The following is a 17048-nucleotide window of genomic DNA, read 5'->3' as shown; positions in this document are numbered from 1 at the left end:
CGGTAAGATTGTGGTATAGTTTGTCGTATGAAACCGAGGTGAACGTATTTGTTTGAGAGATTTTTGCCGAAGCTGAGAGTGAACAGCGTATTTGATATCGACTTGGAAAGCCTTTATGCGCAAGGGTACCGGGGAATCATTACGGACTTGGACAATACCCTAGTCGGGGCAAAGGCGCCGTTAGCTACGCCTGAACTCGTCGAATGGTTTGAAAAAGTAAAGAAATTCGGGTTTAAACTTGTCATTGTGTCAAACAATAATCTGGACAGGGTGTCGAAATTCGCTACCCCTTTAAATATCGAATTTGTGCATGCGGCGAGGAAGCCGCTCGGCTCTGCCTTCCATAGAGCGCTCAGCATAATGGGACTGGCCCCCAAGAATACCATCGTGGTCGGGGACCAACTGATGACCGATGTGTACGGCGGAAACCGTTTGGGGCTATTTACTGTACTGGTGCTGCCGATTGCCGTTGCCGATGAAGGCTTTGGGACCAGGTTTAACCGCCGGCTGGAACGAATCGTCAAGCGTAGGCTTCATAAGAGCGGATTATGGCTGGAGGAGGAAAATAAGTGAGAGAGGAACATGGCGAACGGAACGCCGGACGCTGCGGCGGCTGCGGCATTAAGCTGCAGAGCGAGCATAAGGATCAACCGGGGTACGTGCCGGCGCAGGCTATAGAGAAGGAGATCATTATTTGCCAGCGCTGTTTTCGGATTAAGAACTATAATGAATCGTCTTCGATTACTGTCGAGCAGGATGAGTTTCTAAGATTGCTGAGCCAGATTGGCGGCAAAGAGGCGCTGGTCATCCATATCGTAGACATTTTTGATTTCCAGGGGAGCATTATATCGGGTCTGCAGCGGTTCATCGGCAACAATCCCGTATTGCTGGCGGTCAATAAAACCGACTTGCTGCCCAAGGTAACCAATTGGAATAAAGTCCGCAATTGGGTGCAGAAGGAAGCGAAGGAAGCCGGGCTGAAAGTCGAGGACATCGTCCTGTGCAGCGCGAAGCAGAGCAGCGGTTTCGACCGCCTGCTGGATGCCGTGGCCGAGCATCGCGGCAAACGCGACGTGTACGTCGTCGGCGCGACCAATGTGGGCAAATCTACGCTGATCAACCGGCTAATTCGCGATTACAGCGATTTGGATCAGGAGCTGACGGTTTCCCGTTATCCGGGAACAACGCTAGACATGGTTCATATTCCATTGGATGACGGCCGCGCCATCATCGATACTCCGGGAATCGTGTACCCGTCCCGTTACAGCGAATTGGTCAGCCCGGAGGATTTGGGCGCCATTTTGCCGGACAAGCCTATTAAGCCGGCCGTGTACCAGCTCAACGAAGGGCAGACACTGTTCTTCGGCGGGTTCGGCCGTTTTGACTTTATTCAAGGGGAACGGCAATCGTTCACGTGCTTCATCAGCGGACGGGTTCCGATTCATCGGACGAAGCTGGAGAAAGCGGACGAGCTGTTCGAGGTGCATGGCGGAGAGCTCTTGTCCCCTCCTTCCCGCGAGAGCCTGCAGAAGCTGCCGGACTTCACGCGGCATGAATTCCGCATTCCAAGAGGCAGCCGTATGGACGTCTTCATTTCAGGATTGGGCTGGATCAAAATTAACGGCGAGAATGGTTCCGTCGTTGCTGCCCATGTGCCGAAGGGGATTAAAGTTATGGTTCGCCCTTCGTTAATCTGACGAAGCTGCGTTTCGCGGTATGATGATGGAGAGGGAGGCTCAGGAACGAAAATGGGTAATCAATTACAGGGGAATCATGGCTTGCCATTGCTGTTTGGCGTAATGGGGGATCCAATCTCCCAGACGAAGTCGCCGGCGATGCATAGTGCAGCGCTTGCGGCTGCGGGCCTTGCGGGTACCTACGTGCCGCTGCATGTCAGGCAGGAGCAGTTAAAGGATGCCATAAAGGGGATCGTCGCTCTTGGCTATCGCGGAGTCAACATAACCGTGCCTCATAAAGTGGACGTCATGAAATATGTAGACGTGATAGATGAGGCAGCGAAGCAAATAGGAGCCGTCAATACCATCCTGAATGAGGGCGGGCTTCTGACCGGCTACAACACGGATGGAATAGGCTATATTCGGTCTCTCAAGGAAGAGGCCGTTCCTGATTTGTCCGGCAAGCATGTGCTGGTCATCGGCTGCGGCGGAGCGGCGCGCGGCATCGTGTATGCGCTGCTGCAGGAGAAGCCGGGGAGCGTTGTGATCGCTAACCGGACGGCAGCCAAAGCCCAGGAGCTTGCAGACGAATGGGCACATTTGGGACCCATCAGCGCCTGCGGCGTAGGGGAGCTGGATCGGATTCTCCAAGAGAACCAAATTGATATTGTCATTAATACGACGTCCGTTGGGATGTATCCTAACATCGGCGAACTGCCGATTCCGGCGGAGCTTCTGTCTCCCCATATGGTCGTTAGCGATCTGATCTATAATCCGCTGAAGACCGAGCTGCTGGTTCGGGCGGAGTCCATCGGCTGCCGCATTCATAATGGGCTCGGCATGTTCGTATATCAGGGCGCTTATGCCTTCGAATATTGGACACGCCGCCCAGCGCCGGTCGAAGCGATGCGCGCCGCTGTCCTGAGCAGTTTGCAGGCATAAATCTTCTAAACTATAGATTGCATTACAGCCTGAAAAGGAGCTATACCACAAGCAGTACATTTGAATGTTAAGGGGTTTTGTATTACATGCTTACAGGAAAACAAAAACGTTACTTGCGCAGCCTGGCGCATCACCTGCAGCCGATCTTCCAGGTCGGGAAGGGCGGAACCAATGAACAGGTGATTCGGCACATTTCAGAAGCGCTGGAGCGCCGTGAATTAATCAAGGTGTCGATTCTGAACAACAACCTGGACGATCCGCAGGAGATCGCTTCCGAACTGGCCGAGGGAGCCGGCGCAGAGCTGGTGCAGCTTATCGGCAGAACAATCGTCCTGTATAAGGAATCGCGGGATTATAAACAAATCGAGCTGCCTTAAACCGGGCCGGGAGGGATAGGGATGTCAAAAGTCGGCATTATGGGAGGAGCATTCGATCCGATTCATCACGGCCATCTGCTGGCCGCGGAAAGAGCCCGCGAACAGTTCAAGCTCGATGAAGTTTGGTTCATGCCTTCGCATACGCCTCCCCACAAGCACCAATCCGGTGTCAGCGGGGAACAGCGCCTGGCCATGGTGGAGGAGGCGATCCGCAGCAATCCGGCGTTCAAGCCGCTGGATATCGAGCTGCGCCGGGGAGGCGTATCCTATACCGTCGAGACGGTCAAGGAGCTGCGGCAAATGTATCCCGACATAGAATTCTATTTCATCATTGGCGCAGATATGGTCAACTACCTTCCAAAATGGGAAGGCATTGAGGAGTTGGCGCAAATGCTAAGATTTATCGGCCTTCAGCGTCCGGGGAGCTTCCTTGAGCTTGACGCCTTGCCTCCGTTCATCCAGGATGCTGTCCATTTGGCGGAAATGCCTCTGGTCGACATATCGTCCAGCATGATAAGGAGCAGGATAGCTGCGGGCCATTCCATACGGTATATGGTACCGGACTCTGTCCATGATTATATGACAAGGAGCGGTTTGTATGGATTACACCCGTGAGGAATTAATGGACATCGTTTCCGGCCAAATGCCCGAGCGGCGATGGGGGCACACGCTAGGCGTCATGGAATCCGCGGTCGCGCTTGCGCACCGGTACGGCGAAGATCCGCAGAGGGCCGATTTAGCCGCCTTGCTGCATGACGTGGCCAAGTATTGGCCGATCGAGCAGCAGGAGGCAGTCATTCGCGATCATGAGCTCAATATGGAGCTGCTCGATTACGATAAACAGCTGCTGCATGCCGAGGTCGGAGCTTATGTCGCCCAACAGGATTACGGGGTAGAGGATACAGGCGTGATCGAGGCGATCCGGTATCATACGTCGGGGCGCGTCGGCATGACCAAGCTGGACAAAATCATTTGCCTGGCCGATTATATCGAGCCAGGGCGGGACTTTCCCGGCGTAGACCGGATTCGCGAGCTGGCCGAGCATAGCTTGGAGGAAGCGCTTGTCGCTGGACTGGATTCGACGATATCCTTCCTGATCGAGAAGCAAAAGCGCATTTTTCCAACGACTGTATTGGCGCGTAATGATTTGATTCTGCAAATAAGAAGCAAGTAAACTATACAATAACGATTCAGGAGGTTCGTATGAATGCCGATTTCACCTAAACAATTGTTAGACCTGGCCATTAAGGCCGTGGATGAGAAAAAAGCAATGGACATCGTGGCGCTGGACTTGCAGGGAATTTCGCTCATCGCCGACTATTTTGTCATTTGTCACGGAAACTCGGATGTTCAGGTTCAATCCATCGCGACGGAGGTTCGTAATAAGGCTCAGCAAGCCGGCGTGAATATCCGGGGCATCGAAGGTATGGATTCGGCCCGCTGGGTGCTGATGGATCTGGGAGACGTGATCGTGCATATCTTCCACCGGGATGAACGCGAATTTTACAATATCGAGCGGCTTTGGTCCGACGCCAAAGTCGTGGAGACCGTATGAGCCTGATTGCTGGCACTATCGTATCGCTTCCGATCGACCGCGAGGTTTCGCCATACGGCTATTTTCTGACCAATGGCATGCAGGACGTCCTGCTGCACTATTCCGAGCTGACTCGTGAAGTGAAGCCGGGGGAGACGGTGGAGGTATTCCTGTTCTATGATACAGAGGACCGTCTTGCCGCAACGATGAAGAAGCCATACTTGACGCTGGGCGAGCTTGCTCTCCTCGAGGTAGCGGACGTACATCCCCGTCTTGGCTGCTTCCTGGAAATGGGGCTGGGGCGCCAGCTCCTGCTGCCGATTCGCGAGCTGCCCGAGCTGCGGGAGCTCCATCCCCAGGTCGGCGACAGCGTCTACGTGATTATGGAGCATGACAAGCAGGGCCGCTTGAAGGCCAAACTTGCCGGTGAACAGGATTTGGCGCCGAAGACCTTTCACGCACCTACGTCTTGGAAAAACGAGTGGGCTGAAGCTATTGTGTACAAGCCACTGCAAATGGGCACTTTTGTTGTCGTTGACGGCGGCGTGCTTGGCTTCGGCGCAATCGGCATGATCCACTCCTCCGAGCGGAGCCGGCTGCTCCGGCTTGGGGAGCGCGTCAAGGTGCGCATTACCCATATCCGCGAGGACGGGCGGGTTAACCTGTCGATGGCTCAACGCAAAGAGATCGGACGCAAAGAGGATTCGGAACGCATTCTGGAGTACCTTCAGGAGCGTCCCGGCGGAGGCATGCCTTACTCGGATTCGACAGCGCCCGATCTAATCAAGCAGCGGTTCGGCATCAGCAAATCGGCATTCAAGCGGGCGCTCGGCAAACTGATGAAGGAAGGCAAGGTTACGCAGAAGGAGAACTGGACGTATCTGGTGGAACCGGGTGCTGGGGAAGCTCGTGAGCCGGGTGCTCAGGGCCCGGATTCGACGAATGGTTAAATGCCCCAGGAATTTATCCTGGGGAATAGAATGAGTAATGTGAAGCGTGCGGGTGCACGGAATGAATAGACCGGTAAGATAATCGCTGGCATGTATGGAACATGGAGCAGCGATGGATTGGATTGCAGAAAGTCAGGTGACAGCATGGCAGCTTATCGTAAATTTGCCTATGTATACGACGAATTAATGGAAGATATGCCTTATCCGGATTGGCTCCGTTTTGCGCGAACCGCTTGGGAGCGGCACGGGATGCCGCGGACGGTCGTTGAGCTTGGCTGCGGCACGGGAAGCATCACGATTCCTTTGGTCAATTCCGGCTTCGAAGTAACGGGGATTGACCTGTCCGCGGACATGCTTGCCGTAGCCCGGCGCAAAATGGAACGAAGCACACAGGGCGTACGGCTGTTCCGCGAAGGCAGCGTCCGCTGGGTACAGCAGGATATGAGAGACTGGGAGGTTCCGGATCCGGTAGACTCCGTCATTTCCTTCTGTGATTGTCTTAATTATTTGCTGGAGGAAGACGATATCGTTCGCACATTCCAAAGAACGTATAACGGGCTGAAGCCAGGAGGAACTTTCCTGTTTGACGTTCATCATCCCAATACGCTGAAGCGGTATGACGAAGAACAGCCCTTTGTTTGCGATGAGCGATCGGTATCATACATATGGACCTGCGAACGCGATGCGGCAAGGGATGAAATACAGCATTATTTATCCATTTTTGCCCGGGAAGAAGGCAGCGGGCCCGATATGTACCGCCGGTTTGAAGAGACGCATATTCAGCGGGCCTACGACCCGGCATGGATGAAGAGCGAATTGCTTCGCTGCGGCTTCCGGGAGGTTGCGATCTATGCAGACTTCGAATGGGTTGAGGCGGTTGATGATGCTGCCCGCTTATTCTATGTTGCCGTGAAGTAGTGGAATGAAGCGTTAACAGCTCATAGCTGTAGCATCATTAATAGTTGATATACAGGTCACGGGCCACCCTTTGGGGTGGCCTGTTTTAGTTTGCCTGTTCAGTTATATGTTCTTCTAGGGAAAAGCCTGGATTGCATTAAGCACAGTGTCCTGAGGGTCCCGTTAACGGGCTGCTGGGCCATTTTGCATATGCTGCGAAATCGTAATCCTAGCCCGCTTGAGTTAGTTCGTGTTTACTAGCGGACCGTAAATCCCTTATTTACACGAAAATGACCTTTTCCGACTCTTTACGGACCTAGAGGCCGCTATTCTCTGTTTCAGGAGATTTAAGACTGATTTTTGAGGCAATAACGCCTTCTGAGTCCATTACATATGCCAATGAGGTCCATTTTATCGAAATAACGGATCGTGTGTCCGTAAGCATCTAAATGCGTGTCTTTTGTTGCTCTTAGCATAAGCAGCCATTGTGTACAGTTGATGTTCGCTAGTACTGTTAAGTTTACTGATGATCCTCATAATGGCGTGTATTGTGCTATAGAATTGTGCCTTAATTCAATAACTAATATAGAAAGCGCTACTAGATCAATAAACTATTGAGATTTAGAGGCGTTTTTTCATCCCCCAAAAAATTGACCCTACGACCTAAAGATATGACATGTTTTTGGATTTCGATCCCCGATAAGATGAGATCAAGCAAGAGATTGAACTTTCGCATCAAGATCACCAAGCACCAGGAGCACCACTACAAGGCATCGCAAAGAAACAGGCAACTAAGACATTTAGGGGGTTAAAAAGAAGATGGGGAAAAATTTTAGAAAACCGGCTGCACTGCTATTGTCACTATTTCTGGTCATCGGGCTGGCGGCTTGCGGCGGCAAGGATTCGAGCGGCGGAGGCAACTCTGCTGCGGTGAACGGCGGCGGGGAGTCTTCCGGCGGGAAGAAGCAGGAGACGACCAGTATTTTGTTCTGGAGCCCATTTTCCGGTGCGGATGGCCCGTTCATGAAGAAGATTGTAGACAAATATAATTCTTCCCAAGATCAATACAAGGTCAATTTCGTCATTCAGCCGAACGGAGAGTACTACAAGCAGCTTGACGTTGCGCTCAGCACATCCAAAGAGCGTCCGGACCTGATGATCATGCACGTGGATAATGTGCCGACGTATGTAAACAAAGATCAATTACAGCCGCTGGATGATATCGCTTCGGCATCCGGAATCAGCAAAGACGATTACGCCGAAGCTCCGGTCGAATATTCAACGATCGACGGCAAATGGTATTCCATTCCGCTTGATATCCATCCGGTTGTCATGTACTACAACAAAGATTTGTTCGAGCAAGCAGGTGTAAGCGATCCGCCGACCAACCGTGCTGAGTTTGAGGATGCTGTTGCCAAATTGACCGATAAGGACAAAGGCGTTTATGGTTACGTGCTTCCAACGTTGTGGCCGCAGCAGTTTATTTTCCCATCCTTGGTCTGGCAAAATGGGGGCGAGCTCTGGGATGGCAGCGATGTAGCCTACAACTCTCCTGAAGCGGTAGAAATGGTATCCTGGATGCGCAGCCTGGTCGATCAAGGTTATTCCCCGGGCAATGTTCAGCAGGACGGAGAGAATACGTTGTTCCTGCAAGGCAAGAACGCGATTCAATTCAACGGCCCTTGGATGAAGTCGCAGTTCGATGAAGCAGGCTTAAATTATGGCGTGGCTCCGATTCCGCAAATCGGTAAAGAGAAACGTGCCGCCTTTGCCGGCTCCCATGGCTTCGTAATTCCAAAGGCAATGACTGACGAAGCTAAGCTGGCCGGTATCGGCGATTTCCTGAAATACATGGCGGAGCACTCGATGGAATGGGCGGAGTCCGGTCAAGCGCTGGCCTCGAAGAAAATGATCGAGAGCGAGGAGTTCAAGCAGCTGGAGATTCAGAGCAGCATTGCTGCCGGCTTCGCGGATGTGCAATTCGCACCAAACGTACTCAACTGGGGAACGATCTCCGAGCCGATTTGGGGCGAGCTGAACAACGCGCTGTTAGGCAAGAAGGATCCGCAAAAAGCAATGGACGATGCTGTCGCGAAATCGCGGCAGGCGATGAAAAATTAACGGCCCGAAGTAATTGAATGCTGAAGGAGACGGGAAATAGGCGGCAGCTGCTCTCTCGTCTCCTTCGGTTTTCCAGGCAATGAAGCAAAGCCCCCAGGGCGGGAGGGATAAATCTATGGTGAAAAGCTGGCACTCCAAATTAACGTCATCTTTGTTCGTGCTGCCTTATTTCATTTGTTTTGCCGCTTTCTTATTGTTTCCAATACTTTACGGCGTGTATATCAGCCTGCATAACTTTGAGCTTCTATCGCCAGATCATGATTTTGTAGGTTTAAAGCATTATATAACGATTTTTACGCCGGGCACCTATTTGAACAGTCTGTTCTTTAACGGGCTGTGGAACACGATCCAGTTCGTCATCTATTCCGTGCCGCTGCTGATTGTGGTCGGGCTCGCGCTTGCGATGCTCATCCAGCATCTCCCAAGTAAAATCCGCGGCATGTTCCGCACGTTCTACTTTTTACCGTATGCGTTATCCGCATCGGTCATGTCCGTGATCTGGCTGATGATTTTCGACACGAATTCCGGATTTCTGAACAGTCTGCTGATGAAGCTGAACATCCCGGCTATTCCCTGGCTGACCGACCAGCCGTGGGCCTGGGTGTCACTCATTACGACGACCTTGTGGTGGACGATCGGCTTCAACATGATTATTTTCATCAATGCTCTGAATCAGGTGCCGGAAGATTTCTACGAGGCCGCCTCGCTGGACGGAGCGAATGCCTGGGATAAATTTATCCACATTACGCTTCCATCCATCAAACCGGTCATGCTGTTCGTAATGATCACATCCACGATCGCTTCGTTTAACGTCTTCGCCCAGCCGTTTCTGCTTACCCGCGGGGGCCCGGGGGACAGCACGAAGGTGCTGCTTATCAACGTACTCGATCAGGCGTTCATCCGCAAGGAGATCGGCTCCGCCTCGGCGATGGCGATTTTGATGGCGCTGCTTATCATGATCATATCGGTTGTGCAATTTAAACTGACTTACGGAAATAAGGGGGAAGAGTCATGAGCATGAAACGGATCAAAACGCTGCTGCTTGTTCTTCTCGCTTCGGTGGTTGCCGTCGTTTTCCTGCTGCCGCTCGTATGGATGATATCGACGTCCTTTAAGAACGATTTTGAAGCGTTGTCCGGCAAAATGAACTTCATTCCGCTGAAGCCGACTTTCGACAACTATATTAAAGGGTTTAGCGGAGAATTGATGAACGTTCCGATCCTGCAATGGATTACGAACTCGCTGATGGTAGGCATCGCGGGAACAGCGATCGTTCTGCTCATCGCTTCCATGGCGGCGTTCGCCTTGGCCAGGTTGAAGGACCTGCCGCTGCGCAGAACGCTGCTGTCGATGTTCATCGCTTCGCTGATGATTCCTGGCGTGCTGACGTTTTTGCCGATGTATATGGAATTTAACGCGCTTGGGCTGATCAATACGTACGCTGCGCTTATCCTTCCTTATACCGCGGGAGCTTTCAGTGTGTTTTTATTGTATCAGTTCTTTATTTCCTTCCCGAAGGACATAGAGGAAGCCGCCCGGATCGACGGGGCGAACAAATGGAAGCTGTATACCAGCATCATGCTGCCGTCCTCGGTATCGATTATGGTTACGCTGCTTATTTTTACATTTATGGGAATTTACAATGATTTCGTATGGCCGCTTTATGCTACTACTTCACCGGAGATGCGCACCATTACGGCAGGGATCGCTATGATGGCCCAGGGCAGCTATACCCAATCCTACGGCAAGCTGATGGCAATGACGGCAGCAGCGGCCATTCCGGTGGTCGTGATTTTCATTATCGGTCAGCGTTCCTTTGTTAAGGCCATTACGCAATCTGCAATCAAGTGATCAAATCAACAATATTAATAGCATGATCAAAGCTAGTCATGAGGTGAGGCTTGTGAGAGACAGGCGAATATTGCGCAAACGCAGGCTGATGTATGCGGCAGCCTTGCTCTTAGGCATCGCCGTCATCGTTATAGTAGGAGTGATTACGATGAGACAGACGGATAGCAGCAAAGCTGACGGGCAATACAACGGCCATGGAGGCACATTCAAAAATCCGTTGATCGATATGGATACCCCCGATCCGAGCGTTGTATACAAAGACGGATATTACTACATGACGTTCACTCATCATGGAACAGACATCATGGTTATGAAATCCCGGACGATTGATTTCAAGCAGGCCGAGAAGAAGGTGGTCTGGTACCCGCCGATTGATACGATGTACTCAGCCAACCTTTGGGCTCCGGAAATTCAATATATTCGCGGTAAATGGTATATCTATTTCGCGGCGGATGACGGACAGAACGAGAATCACCGGATGTACGCGCTGGAAGCGGCCGGTAACGACCCGCTTGGCGAGTACGAGTTCAAAGGGCAAATTACGGACGAGACGCATAAATGGGCGATCGACGGCCTGGCGATGGAGCATGAAGGGCAGCTGTATTTCGTCTGGTCCGGCTGGGAAGGAGACGTAAACATCCGGCAGAACACCTATATTGCTCCGATGAGCGATCCTTTGACGATCAGCGGACCGAGGGTAATGTTGTCTTCGCCGGACCAGGAATGGGAAATGGCTGGCGGACCGCCATATATTCAGGAAGGCCAAGCAATTCTATACCGGGATGGCCGCGTATTTATCGTCTATTCCGGGGCAGGGAGCTGGACGCCGTTCTACAGCCTTGGCCTGCTGGCGCTCAAGGAGGGCGGCGACCCGCTTCAGCCGGAGGATTGGGAGAGAGCGGCCGGGCCGCTCATGACGATGGACGAGGAAGCCGGCGTGTATGGCCCCGGGCATAATTCCTTCGTTAAATCTCCGGACGGCACGGAGGATTGGATTGTCTATCACGGCACGACCAGTCCTACCGACGGCTGGAACAACCGCAAAGCCCGGGCGCAGCGCATTACATGGAACGAGCAGGGGCTGCCGGAGTTCGGAAAGCCGCTGTCCTTGGAGACGGCGATTCCGCTGCCATCGGGGTCGGGCGTTTATATGGCCAAGCATGCCCATAGAGACGGAGACCGCCTCAGCTTCGGAAAATTTACGGCAGCCGTTCCAGCGGAGATGCCGTTGTTAGTCCACTATATGAATGAGACGGGCGCCACCCGAACGCTTGAGGTGTGGGTGAATGACACCAAAGCGGGATCAATACAATTGCCAGCTACTGCGCAGAATGAGGCTGGTTATGCTTACGGGCGCGTTCGGCTGGGAACGGGAGGCGGCGAGCTGGATCTGCGGATGGGTGAAGACGGTGCTTCGACCGACATTCTCGGCGGAATTCAAGCGATAGAAATACCAAGATATGAGGCGGAGACGGCATCCTCTGCTCTTGAAGAGACAGTAGGCGCCGATCTGTCGGCCTCCGGCGAAGGCGTAATGAAGCTGACGAATGAGGCAGACTCCTCAGCGGTATTCCGGTCGGTACATGTCCCTAAAGCGGGCGAATATCGCTTAATTCTCGGTGTTTCCAACCCGGGCGACGAGGAAAGAAGCTTTGAGCTGAAGATCAATGGAAACAAAGGTGCAAGGCTGGCTGTTCCCGCAACGGGACGCAATGTTTTTACAGAAGTTGTGTTTGAAGGAAAGCTGCAGAGAGGTGATAATGAAATTATGATTAAAGGGGCTTCAGGAGACCTGAGCCTTGATTATATGGATATTATCGCTGACTAGATTGTAACTTTCTGTGTCGTTAGGAGACGAGAATATGAAGAGACATCGCTGGAATCAATACCGCAGCAGAGCGACGATCGGATTCATGTCATTAGCCGCATTTTTGCTCCTGCTGCCCGGATGCACGGGACAGAACTCGGGAGCAGCACAGATTTCGAAACCGCCTCATGTCGTGCGCCTGGAATACTGGACCCCCTTTAGCGGCGGGGATAACCAATTCATGACCGAGATGGTGGAGCAGTTCAACGAGGAACACCCGGAAATCCAGGTTGTCCAGAAAAATTCGCGTCTAGACGATTATTATTCTCGCCTGAAAACAGCCGTATTGTCAGGTAATGCACCAGACGTGGCTATCGTCCATTCGACGATCATGCCCCAGTTCGTTCAGAACGGTTACGTGGAGAAGCTGACAGCGGAGGCCAAAAACATCGGCATCGATTGGAAACGCTTTAATCCGAATATACTCCGTTCGGTATTATATGAAGAAGAATACTACGGGATACCGCTCGACACACATGCCCTGGTGATGTACTACAACAAGGACTGGCTGTCCAAGGCCGGCGTACTGGATGAGGCGGGAAGGCCTGTTATCCCGAAGGGAGCGGATGGGTTCAAGAGCTTCCTGGAGCAAATTCGGCGGACGGTTCCGCCCGATATCGCTCCGCTGGCTCAGCCCAGCACGCGAATTGATTCTGTTTGGCTATGGTGGAGCCTCTACAACCAAATGATGGACGCCGGACAGTTCTACAGCGAAGATGGCATGGAGGCCACATTCAACAATACCGCTTCATTGGAAGCGCTTAGCTTCGTGAACAGCCTATATAAGGATAAGCTGATCCCGCCCAACATCAACGATGCTTTCCAGTTGTTCTATGACGGCAAAGCAGCGGTACTGATTACGGGGATGTGGGGAACAGGCGCCTTCGAGAAGGCGACGGGACTTCATTTCGGGGTTGTCCCCATGCCCACATTGTATGATCGTCCCGCAGTCTGGGGCGACTCCCACAATCTGTCCATACCCAAGAAGCGGGGGATGACGGAGGAGAAAAGGGAGGCGATACTGACCTTCGCGAGCTGGATCGTGAGCCATGGGGATATGTGGGCGAAGGCCGGGCATGTTCCCAGCATGACCGAGCTTACAAGTTCAGAGGTATTCAACCAGCTCGAATACCGGAGCGATTATGCCGCTACGGCCAACTACGTCGCTTACTGGCCGAGAAACGCCAAACAATGGAGCATTAATGAACGGATCATTAATGAGTTCGAAAGAATGATTTATGGTTATCAGACGCCGGAGGAAGCACTGGACGCGGCTGTGAAGAAAATCAATGCGGATTTGCGCAAGTGAGGGACAGCTATGATGACGAAATTGCGACGAGGAATACAATGGCTCAGAAATTTGAAGCTGGCGCAGAAATTAATCCTCATTAACTCCGTTCTGATCGTAATCCCGCTCGGGGCGCTTGGCGTCTATGCGTTCACTAGCTTTCGGGGAACGATGGAAGCGAATGTCGGCGAGTCTCAACTGCAGACGATGAAGCAGATCACGCTCAACATCGACACTTATATGGAGGAGTTGAACCGGCTCTCGCTGATGCCCTACCAGTACCAGGATATCCTCGATTATTTGGCCTCGGAAAGAAAGCCGGGGGCATCCTTAAGCCTGGAAGAAATCAGTCTGCTGAACAATTTCGTGTCCAAGGTGTTCCTGAATGGACGAATCGATATTATGGGCGTGTCGCTCTATGGCTCCAAGGGGGCGTCATACGTCGTCATGCCGGAAAGCCAGTATGTCACAAGCTATAAGCTGGATGAAGATGCCGAGTGGCTGAAGGAGGCTCAGGGCCATTTTGGAGAGCCGATCTTTCTGACGACGCACGAGCTTAAGCCGACGAGTGGTTCGATCTACGAGGTGTTCTCCATTGTGAGGGAGCTGCGCAGCTTCGACAGCGGGCGGACGCTCGGCTACATCGTGCTTGACGTCGATCCGGCAATAGTGGAGAAAATTTTGGCACAGGTACAGCTTGGGCAAAGAGAATCTCTATATATTACGAATGCCAAGGGCGATCTCGTCATTCGCAAAGGCTCTGTCATTCCAGGAGCTGACGGAGCCGCGGCTTCGTTCCGCGGAGAAGGTGTGACCCATCTGGAATCGGGCGGTGAACGGATGCTAGTCTCTTATGCTACGTCTGAACTGACGCAGTGGACCACCGTCGGGGCAGTTCCTGTTTCGGAATTGATGCAGGACAGCTTGCAGGTTCGCAATTCCATCACGATTATGGGGATCATCTGCGTCGGTTCGGCGATGCTGTTCTCCGTATTTACGGCGTACCGGATTACGCTCCCCATCCGCAAACTGAGCCGCCTGATGAAAAAGGTGGAGAAGGGCCAGCTTGAAGTAGCGTTTCCCGTGAATCAGTGGGATGAGGTAGGCCAGCTAGGCAGCGCTTTTAATAAAATGGTCTCCCGCCTAAGCGAGCTCGGCTATTTGCTCTATGAAACCGAGATTCGGGAGAAGGACGCGCAAATTGCTGCGCTGCAGAGCAAGATCAATCCTCATTTTCTGTACAATACGCTTGGATCGATCAGTATGTACGCAGAGCTGGAAGGCAGCAAGGAAATTACGACGATGACAAACAATCTGAGCCGCATACTGAGGTATTCCTTGAATGCCCACCAGTCAGGGGTCGTTCTCAAGGATGAGATCGAGCATATCCGCCGGTATATGGCGATTCAGAAACTGCGTTACGATGAGCGGCTGCATTTCACTCTGGATATCGAGGAGGCGGCGATGGACTGTGAAGCCATTCCCCTCATGATCCAGCCGATCGTCGAAAATTCCTTTAAGCATGGACTTGACAAGGGTGTAGGCGAGGGACGGATCTCCCTGACCGGGGGCATTCAGGGCGGCCTGCTGCGGCTAACCGTGGAGGACGACGGAATCGGTCTAACTACCGCGCAGCTTGAGCAGATTCGGCACAAGCTGGCCTATTCTCGAAATCTTGGCGGAGCCACGGGCAACGGACTTCTTAATGTGCATCGGCGCCTTGTGCTTAGTTACGGCGAGAGATATGGCCTTTCGATCGATAGCATGCCTTACCGCGGGGTACGCGTCACCTTGACGGTTCCCGCTAAGCATATGCCGACCCGTGAGGAGGATCGCAAACCGGTTGTGTTCCACTCCACATCATGACTTAACCAAGGAGGAGATCTTATGCCAAAAATTCTGATCGTCGATGATGAGAAGATATTTCGCAAGGGGCTGCGGGCCATGATTACGTCCTTGGATCCGGAATGGGAGGTCGTCGGCGATGCATCGGACGGATATGAGGCCCTGGACCGCGCGGAGGTGCTGCATCCCGATGTCATTTTAACCGATATCCGCATGCCGCGGATGGATGGCATCGCCTTGCAGCGCGTCGTGAAGGAGCGGTTTCCGCAAACGGAATGCGTCGTGGTCAGCGGCTACGAAGATTTTACTTACGCGCTTCAATCGATGAGATATGGCGCCAAGGATTATTTAATGAAGCCGGTGGAGCGAAGCGAGCTCGGACGGATTCTCGGCAAGCTGAAGGAAGAGACGGCAAAACGGGGGAAGGCAGCGGCTCCGAAATTTGATCAAGAGGAGAACGAGCTTATCCGCCGCCATGTAAGCGAGTCTGTTATTGCGGGGTTAATGCGCGGCATGGTGCAGCAGCATCATGTGGATCTGCTGCGTAAAATTGGCGTTGATTTTGATCAGCCTTATTATTGCTGCTTTCTGATCAAGCTCGATAAGGGTTCGATAGGCTCAGAACGGTATTTCAAAGCCGATCCCTCGCTGTTCCAGCTCTATATCCGTCAATTCGTGCAGGAAATAGTCAACAAGCGGATGATGAAAGGCTATAGTCTCGTGCTTTCTGATTCTGAGGTCGCAGCCATTGTCAATTTGAGCAGCAAGGACAGACGCGGCTTGATCGAGCTGGCCGAGTCGATCCGCAGGCAGATCACCTCTTTATCGAATCTCACCGTAACGATCGGCGTCGGCCGGGTCGCTGAAGGGGTCGATTCCATCTCGAATTCTTACCGTGATGCTGAAATCAGCCTGCTTTACCGGCTGATCGTCGGCGGCGACAAGGTGCTGCAATATGATACGATCCGCCGGGATCATGATTTATGCCTTGAGGTCGATCCCGAATCCTGGGGAGCGATGGAGCGCGCCGTTCTGGAAGGGCGGGCAGAAGAAGCGGCCAGCCGGGCGGAAGCAGAGATCGCCAAGTTGTGCCGGCAAGCGAGGAGCCCCGAGCTTGTCTACCAGAAAATATGCAAGCTTCTGATTCATTTCTATGAATCGGCCGAGAAGCTGAATTTAACCGAGGCATGGCTGGGCGAGCGGGATATTCGCAGCCTCATATTCGATATATGCTCGATTACGTCGAGCGAAGAGTTCATCATGGAATGCCGGACGCTCCTGGCGGCCCTGTCCCGCTGCATCGCCGATTCCAGGCTGGAAATCTGCCACGACCCAGTGGAGCAGGCGCTGCAGTACCTCGAATCCAATTTCCATAAGCAGATTACTTTGAACGAGGTGGCGGGGCAGGTGCATCTGAACCCGGCTTATTTCAGCTCGCTGTTCAAGCAGCGCACCGGTACCACCTTCGTGGAGCGGCTGACAGCGATTCGCATAGAAGAGGCCAAGCGGCGGCTGATGGACAGCGATGATAAAATCGCGGCGATTGCCGAGGAAACCGGGTTTCCGAATTTGCGCCATTTTTACCGCGTGTTCAAACGGGAGGCGAAGCTCTCCCCGAAGGATTACCGCAGCGAGTTTCGCAAAGAGCCGGAGCATTCTAGCGGCGGCCAGGCGTAATGCGATGAATATGACTTGACACA

16 protein-coding genes are annotated in these 17048 nt (G+C 52.8%); all 16 read left to right on the top strand.

What is annotated here, in order from left to right; translation table 11 throughout:
- The first annotated feature begins 48 nt into the window (after nt 1-48).
- The 16 genes from GNP95_RS09230 (at nt 49) to GNP95_RS09155 (ending at nt 17025) form a co-directional block, all read left to right on the top strand.
- Nucleotides 49-573, top strand: a complete 525-nt coding sequence (locus tag GNP95_RS09230) for a YqeG family HAD IIIA-type phosphatase (protein WP_155610530.1) — start codon at nt 49-51, stop codon at nt 571-573.
- Nucleotides 570-1697, top strand: a complete 1128-nt coding sequence (gene yqeH / locus GNP95_RS09225; RefSeq protein WP_330163329.1) for a ribosome biogenesis GTPase YqeH — start codon at nt 570-572, stop codon at nt 1695-1697. The genes GNP95_RS09230 and yqeH overlap by 4 nt, the downstream gene beginning before the upstream one ends.
- Before the next feature lie 51 nt (nt 1698-1748).
- Nucleotides 1749-2618 carry a shikimate dehydrogenase gene (aroE, locus tag GNP95_RS09220; RefSeq protein WP_155610529.1) on the top strand — a complete coding sequence of 290 codons (870 nt, stop codon included), beginning with the start codon at nt 1749-1751 and terminating at the stop codon, nt 2616-2618.
- A gap of 86 nt (nt 2619-2704) precedes the next feature.
- Nucleotides 2705-2995 carry a ribosome assembly RNA-binding protein YhbY gene (yhbY, locus tag GNP95_RS09215; RefSeq protein WP_155610528.1) on the top strand — a complete coding sequence of 97 codons (291 nt, stop codon included), beginning with the start codon at nt 2705-2707 and terminating at the stop codon, nt 2993-2995.
- 21 nt (nt 2996-3016) lie between these two features.
- Nucleotides 3017-3610, top strand: a complete 594-nt coding sequence (locus GNP95_RS09210) for a nicotinate-nucleotide adenylyltransferase (protein ID WP_155610527.1) — start codon at nt 3017-3019, stop codon at nt 3608-3610.
- A complete protein-coding gene (yqeK, locus tag GNP95_RS09205) occupies nt 3594-4169 on the top strand; it encodes a bis(5'-nucleosyl)-tetraphosphatase (symmetrical) YqeK (protein ID WP_155610526.1) in 576 nt (191 codons plus the stop codon). The genes GNP95_RS09210 and yqeK overlap by 17 nt, the downstream gene beginning before the upstream one ends.
- A gap of 33 nt (nt 4170-4202) precedes the next feature.
- A complete protein-coding gene (gene rsfS / locus GNP95_RS09200; RefSeq protein ID WP_155610525.1) occupies nt 4203-4550 on the top strand; it encodes a ribosome silencing factor in 348 nt (115 codons plus the stop codon).
- Complete coding sequence (locus GNP95_RS09195; RefSeq protein WP_155610524.1) at nt 4547-5479, top strand: CvfB family protein; 933 nt, start codon at nt 4547-4549, stop codon at nt 5477-5479. Before rsfS ends, GNP95_RS09195 begins: the two co-directional genes overlap by 4 nt.
- A 144-nt stretch (nt 5480-5623) precedes the next feature.
- The gene (locus tag GNP95_RS09190; protein ID WP_155610523.1) at nt 5624-6397 is read left to right on the top strand and encodes a class I SAM-dependent DNA methyltransferase; all 774 of its coding nucleotides are present in this window, start codon (nt 5624-5626) and stop codon (nt 6395-6397) included.
- A 798-nt stretch (nt 6398-7195) separates the two neighbouring features.
- Nucleotides 7196-8497: an ABC transporter substrate-binding protein gene (locus GNP95_RS09185; protein WP_155610522.1), complete on the top strand. Its 1302-nt coding sequence runs from the start codon at nt 7196-7198 to the stop codon at nt 8495-8497.
- Nucleotides 8498-8612: 115 nt separating this feature from the next.
- The gene (locus GNP95_RS09180) at nt 8613-9512 is read left to right on the top strand and encodes a carbohydrate ABC transporter permease (protein ID WP_155610521.1); all 900 of its coding nucleotides are present in this window, start codon (nt 8613-8615) and stop codon (nt 9510-9512) included.
- Complete coding sequence (locus tag GNP95_RS09175; RefSeq protein ID WP_155610520.1) at nt 9509-10348, top strand: carbohydrate ABC transporter permease; 840 nt, start codon at nt 9509-9511, stop codon at nt 10346-10348. Before GNP95_RS09180 ends, GNP95_RS09175 begins: the two co-directional genes overlap by 4 nt.
- 52 nt (nt 10349-10400) lie before the next feature.
- Nucleotides 10401-12176 carry a family 43 glycosylhydrolase gene (locus GNP95_RS09170; RefSeq protein WP_330163328.1) on the top strand — a complete coding sequence of 592 codons (1776 nt, stop codon included), beginning with the start codon at nt 10401-10403 and terminating at the stop codon, nt 12174-12176.
- Nucleotides 12177-12210: 34 nt separating this feature from the next.
- On the top strand, nt 12211-13524 hold the full coding sequence (locus GNP95_RS09165; RefSeq protein ID WP_155610519.1) for an ABC transporter substrate-binding protein: 1314 nt from the start codon (nt 12211-12213) through the stop codon (nt 13522-13524).
- Nucleotides 13525-13533: 9 nt separating this feature from the next.
- Nucleotides 13534-15369 carry a cache domain-containing sensor histidine kinase gene (locus GNP95_RS09160; RefSeq protein ID WP_155610518.1) on the top strand — a complete coding sequence of 612 codons (1836 nt, stop codon included), beginning with the start codon at nt 13534-13536 and terminating at the stop codon, nt 15367-15369.
- Nucleotides 15370-15390: 21 nt separating this feature from the next.
- The gene (locus GNP95_RS09155) at nt 15391-17025 is read left to right on the top strand and encodes a response regulator (RefSeq protein ID WP_155610517.1); all 1635 of its coding nucleotides are present in this window, start codon (nt 15391-15393) and stop codon (nt 17023-17025) included.
- The last annotated feature ends 23 nt before the right edge of the window (nt 17026-17048 follow it).

The organism is Paenibacillus woosongensis, from assembly GCF_009725165.1.
Lineage (GTDB): Bacteria > Bacillota > Bacilli > Paenibacillales > Paenibacillaceae > Fontibacillus > Fontibacillus woosongensis.
The sequence above is the reverse complement of the archived record's forward strand: the minus strand, read 5'-3'. Positions and strand labels throughout refer to the sequence as shown.